The organism is Chroococcidiopsis sp. (genome assembly GCF_051657925.1).
Taxonomy (GTDB): domain Bacteria; phylum Cyanobacteriota; class Cyanobacteriia; order Cyanobacteriales; family Chroococcidiopsidaceae; genus Chroococcidiopsis.
The window spans coordinates 1-4,914 of record NZ_JBOFLP010000187.1 but is presented as its reverse complement, the minus strand read 5'-3'; the positions used below and the strand labels follow the sequence as shown (position 1 = coordinate 4,914).

General features: G+C 44.0%; 5 protein-coding genes. 1 reads left to right on the top strand and 4 read right to left on the bottom strand.

Going from position 1 to position 4,914, the window contains the following annotated elements:
• From ACRC32_RS15075 to ACRC32_RS15060, 4 genes are all read right to left on the bottom strand, one after another.
• Positions 1 to 240: hypothetical protein (locus ACRC32_RS15075; RefSeq protein WP_438554736.1), on the bottom strand; the 240-nt coding region annotated here is incomplete at its 3' end.
• Between the two features lie 321 nt (positions 241 to 561).
• Entirely contained in the window at positions 562 to 1,251 is a 690-nt protein-coding gene (gene phoU / locus ACRC32_RS15070; RefSeq protein ID WP_317105436.1) for a phosphate signaling complex protein PhoU, read from the bottom strand.
• A gap of 147 nt (positions 1,252 to 1,398) precedes the next feature.
• Positions 1,399 to 2,697 carry a sensor histidine kinase gene (locus tag ACRC32_RS15065; RefSeq protein WP_438554735.1) on the bottom strand — a complete coding sequence of 433 codons (1,299 nt, stop codon included), beginning with the start codon at positions 2,695 to 2,697 and terminating at the stop codon, positions 1,399 to 1,401.
• A gap of 238 nt (positions 2,698 to 2,935) precedes the next feature.
• The gene (locus ACRC32_RS15060; RefSeq protein ID WP_015153506.1) at positions 2,936 to 3,688 is read right to left on the bottom strand and encodes a response regulator transcription factor; all 753 of its coding nucleotides are present in this window, start codon (positions 3,686 to 3,688) and stop codon (positions 2,936 to 2,938) included.
• Positions 3,689 to 4,037: 349 nt separating this feature from the next.
• Between ACRC32_RS15060 and ACRC32_RS15055 the strand changes: the two genes are divergently transcribed.
• A partial coding sequence (locus tag ACRC32_RS15055; RefSeq protein ID WP_438554734.1) for a hypothetical protein occupies positions 4,038 to 4,914 on the top strand: 877 nt, incomplete at its 3' end.

Here is a 4,914-nt window from a genome sequence, read left to right as displayed (position 1 = left end):
GCTATAGCAAAGACTGACTGTCCGATTCCAAATTGCGATCGCCTTGAGCAAAATAAAACTCTTAGATGGTAGATCGGGCAAGATTTGCGATCGCGCTTGCCTTTGCCTAAACCATCGCCAAAATAACAATGGGAAAAATGGCAGCGTGAAACTTGGCACTTCTGAAGCCATATTGTCAAGTGCAACCGCACTCGCTTTCCCTAGCAAAGACATTAGAGCATACTGGCACTTGGGCTTCATCAGTCACATGCTCGCGCTTACCTACAACATCTCACCACTAAGCTTTATGACTAAACGTCTCTATTACTAAACTTTTATTATTACTACTTGTTAGCTAGATATTAAAACGCTTAGTTTAAGAAGTCAGTAAGTTTTCATTAAAAAGTGACTAGAAGTCAGAGTCAAAACTCAGCAGTGATGGTAATTGGTAATTGGTAGTTGGTCGTTGGTAGTTGAGTGGTGCGTGGTTTATCTCCCCCAGCCTCCCCTGCTCCTCTGCTCCTCTGCCCCTCTAGCTCCTCTGCCCCTCTGCCCCTCTGCCCCTCTGCTCCCTGCTCCCTGCTAAGAGCGTTGTCCGGTAACGATGTAAGCGACTCGCTGACCGACGTTGGTAGCGTGATCTGCCATCCTTTCTAAGTGACGAATTACCAAAGCTAATAACAACCAAGGTTCTAAAACTCCTTGAATGTCTCTTTCTGTTGCTAGAGTTTGATAAAGATTTTGGTATGAGTCGTCTACAGCGTCGTCTAATTGCTTGACTGCTAACCCTGCTTGTGCATCTAGATCCGCTAGCGCCATCAAGCTAGCCGCTAACATAGCTTGGGCATGGTGAGACATAATCTCGATCTGAGGGATGCATTTATGAGGGGGATAGGGAAATAGCTTAATCGCAATTTCTCCTAAGTCCTCAGCATAGTCTCCAATTCTTTCTAGGTCTCGCACTAGCTGCATAAAGGCACTTAGTAAGCGCAAATCCTTCGCTACTGGTGCTTCTAAAGTTAGCAGCGCAGCACACTCAATCTCAACGTGGCGATAAAATTGGTCAATTTGCTTGTCGAGCAGTGGTAGTTCCTCTGCTGCTGACAGGTTACGGGCAAACAATGCTTGATGACTGAGGCGAAATGAGTTTTCTACCAAAGCTCCCATGCGCAAAATATCTCGTTCTAGACGTTTGAGGCGACGCTCAAAGTGAGTGCGGCTAGGTTGGTGAGGTTGGAAAGGAACAGCATCTACGTTGAGCAATTCTGACACCGTAGTATAAAGGTAGGATTTTATTATTAGTTATAAATCTTGTTAACTGTATCTGTCACTGGCAGGAAAAGCAGATTGTGACGTAAATTACTAATTATATTCACTATATATAAGCATCTACATTTACTATTATAAGCAGCTGCTCTGTCATTGAGTTGGCAACTCAACTTGCAGCCAAGCACCTTTAGTTTCAGGATGGTTCATGGCTTTCACTGTGCCACCATGTGCCGAAACAATTTGTTTGACGATCGCCAAACCTAAACCACTACCATGAGTTGTAAAAGTAGAAATTTTCTTTGAGTCGGGTGTTGTTTGTCTAGCTCTGGCTAGATCCCCACGATAAAGGCGTTCAAACACGTAAGGTAAATCGGTCGGTGGAAAGCCACAGCCAGAGTCAATAATATTTATCTGCACGTAATTAAGTTGAGTTTCTGAATTAATTAACTCGACATTAACCCAAATCGTGCCTTGAAAAGGGCTAAATTTGATACTATTATCGAGTAAATTTAATAACACTTGCGTTAGACGAGACTTATCTGCCTCGATCCACAAAGTTTCTGCACCAGAATAGGATAAACGGATTTGCTGTCGCTGTGCTAAAGGTTCTATAGTGTGCCATACGGAATCAATCAGCGATCGCAATTCCACTGGTTTGCGGTTGAGCTGACGGCTGGGATCTAACTCCAGTTGGCTTAATTCCAGCCAATTTTGCACTAAACTAATCAATCTTTCCACTTCAGGCAAAAGGCGATCGACCCAAAGTTTATATGGTGGTTCGAGTTGTTGTTGTAAGGCTTCTACTACCAATAAAATTGAAGTCAATGGCGTTTTGAGTTCGTGTGCTAAATCGGAAACCCAGCGATCGCGAGTCCGCGCTAAATCAAGCAAAGGCTGGCGGTTTTCCAAAAATACCCCCACCTGTCCGTCTTGTAAAGGTAAGGTGGCTGCGTTCATCGTCAGCGCTCTCAATTCACTCAGTGCTGCGGCATCTGCACTCGTTCGATGAAACAACCACTCTTTAACCTGCGGCTGCTGTCTTTCTCGCGTTTGCTCGATTAACTGATCCAATTCGTAGGAACGCACCCACTCCAGCAGTAAGCGCACTTGTCCGGATTCCCATTTTTGCAAGTCTAGCAATTGTTGTGCTTGTTGGTTGCACCACAACAACTGATTTTCTTCGTCTACTTGCAAGTAGCCTACAGGAGCGACTCGCATCAGCTGCTCCCAGGTTTGCAGTTTAGCTTGCAACTCTTCCCGTTGCTGTTGTACCGAGACAATTTCTTGGCGCAACTGAGGGATCGCTCCCAGGGAAGTTGTCATCTCACTGTCGTTAGATACTGATACTGTTCGCAGTAAACGCCGCAACTTAGCTTGCAATTGGGTATACTGCCACAACCATAAGCAAATTCCTATCCCTAGTCCCAGCAAAAACGCCAGCAGTACCATCAGAAAGGTTCAGGATCAAAAGTGGGTTAACTATCACTTTAACCCTTCTTACTAGGGAGCAGGGAGCAGGGAGCAGTTATCAGTGACCAGTGACCAGTGACCAGTGACCAGTGACCAGTGACCAGCGATCGGTGTAGTGAGTAGTTATGACTAACTACTCACTACACCCTACACCTCCCACACTTCCCACACTTCCCACACCTCATACCCCACACTCTATTTACAACTGACCGATCTTCTATCCAAATCGATAACCAAACCCCCGCACCGTCACCAAATATTCTGGGTGGCTGGGGTCTTTTTCGAGTTTTTCCCGCAACCAACGAATGTGAACGTCTACAGTTTTGCTGTCTCCAACAAAATCTGCTCCCCAGACTTGGTCGAGCAATTGCTCGCGCGACCAGACGCGGCGCGGATAAGTCATGAATAGTTCTAGCAAGCGGAATTCTTTAGGGGAGAGGTTGACTTCTTGCGCTCTGACGGTTACGCGGCACTCTTGCGGATAAAGGGTGACATCTTTAAATTGTAGAATCGGGACTTGTGGTAATACACCTATGCGCTGGCGGCGTAACAAAGCACGACACCGCGCGACTAACTCCCGCATACTAAAAGGCTTTGTCAGATAGTCGTCTGCGCCAACTTCCAAACCCAAGACGCGATCGGTTTCGCTGCCTTTGGCACTCAAAATCAAGATTGGGACTTGATTTCCTTGGTGACGGAGCAAGCGACAGATATCTAAACCATTGATCTGAGGCAGCATTAGGTCTAAAATCACCAGATCGAAGGGAAAATCTCCGAAGGTAGGTTCGCTACTCTGAAGTAAGGTCAGAGCTGTACGTCCGTCAGCAGCAGTAGCGATCGCAAAACCTTCCGCCTCCAAAGCCATTACGAGCATTTCCCGAATCAGGTTTTCGTCTTCTACCACCAGAATGCGGCTCATGTGCCCGATTTCCACCTTGGGGGAACTGTTGGTCAATTCGCGAGTAAACATCGTTTTTGTCGATCTGTTCTTGCACCATTATTATCTAATCGGAAGACATCCGAAATCCTTTCAACTGCAAATTTCTGGAAATCTAGATAACTCCAGATCTTGACAGTCTGCATTCACTCAGATATATTTTATACAGTACATTTGTACCACAAACGGACAGATTGCAGTTAGTGTTTAGCTTTGGGCTAATTGCTAAGCGCTATCTGCCAGTTTTTACGGTCATTTCAGCAATTTTACTGCTTTGCGATCGCCTCAAGGAAGGCTAGCTTAGGATCTATATCTTAGGGTATAGCCACGAGTATTCGTTTTAACTTAAATCTCTCTTAAATTTAGTTGCAGGAGTTGCAATATGAATCAATTCGTAGCTAAAGACAGTACAGATCGTTTGTTAGCATTTCAACGCATTCTGGCTGATAGAAAGGATATGTCATTAAAAATTGCCACTAAACAAGAGGAGGCGGACAAGGAAAAGAATAAACAAATTCTACAAACTGCTGCTAGCTATACAGTAGATAACATCGTGAAAGGCTTAGCCGAACTGCAACTAGAGTTTGGCGGAATTGTTAACGGACTATCAGAGAAATTATCTAAAGAAACTTCTAAGTTAGGCGAACTCAAGCGCGCTATTGAAGTAGAGAGTCAGAATTTACAAGAATTACAACAAATTAGAGTTGTTGCCGATACTCTGTATATTTTAAATCAAGAGCATCAAGAAAAATTAAAATTAATTGAGCAAGGTGCAACAACTCAGCAGGAAAACTTAGAAAAAGCAATAACGCAAACGCGAAAAGTTTGGCAACAAGAGCAAGTAGAGTTTGAAACAAACCTGCAAGATCGAAATGAATTGTTAGTTAAAGAACGACAGCGAGAAGGAGAAGAATATCAATACCAACTCGCACAAACACAAAAAATTAACGCTGATACTTACCAACTGAAAAAGCGTACGCTAGAAAGAGAAATACAAGAGGCAACGCAATCTAAAGAAAAAGATTGGGCGGAACGGGAAAAAGTTTTAACCGAACAACAGTCATTGCTCCAAGAATACCAAAAGCAAATTGCTGCTTTCCCTGCGGAATTAGAAGAAGCAGTTAAAAAAGCAAGGGAAGAAGCGATTAAAGATGTCAACCAGGATGCAAAAGTTAAAGCCGATCTATTTGAGAAAGAATGGCAAGCAGCAAAACAGAGTTACGAATTACAAGTGCAGTCTTTAGAGCAAGTTATGACTA

Coding starts and splice junctions, on each gene's coding strand:
- ACRC32_RS15060 (WP_015153506.1), bottom strand. CDS start 3,688: ATGTTTACTCGCGAATTGACCAACAGTTCCCCCAAGGTGGAAATCGGG.
- ACRC32_RS15065 (WP_438554735.1), bottom strand. CDS start 2,697: ATGGTACTGCTGGCGTTTTTGCTGGGACTAGGGATAGGAATTTGCTTA.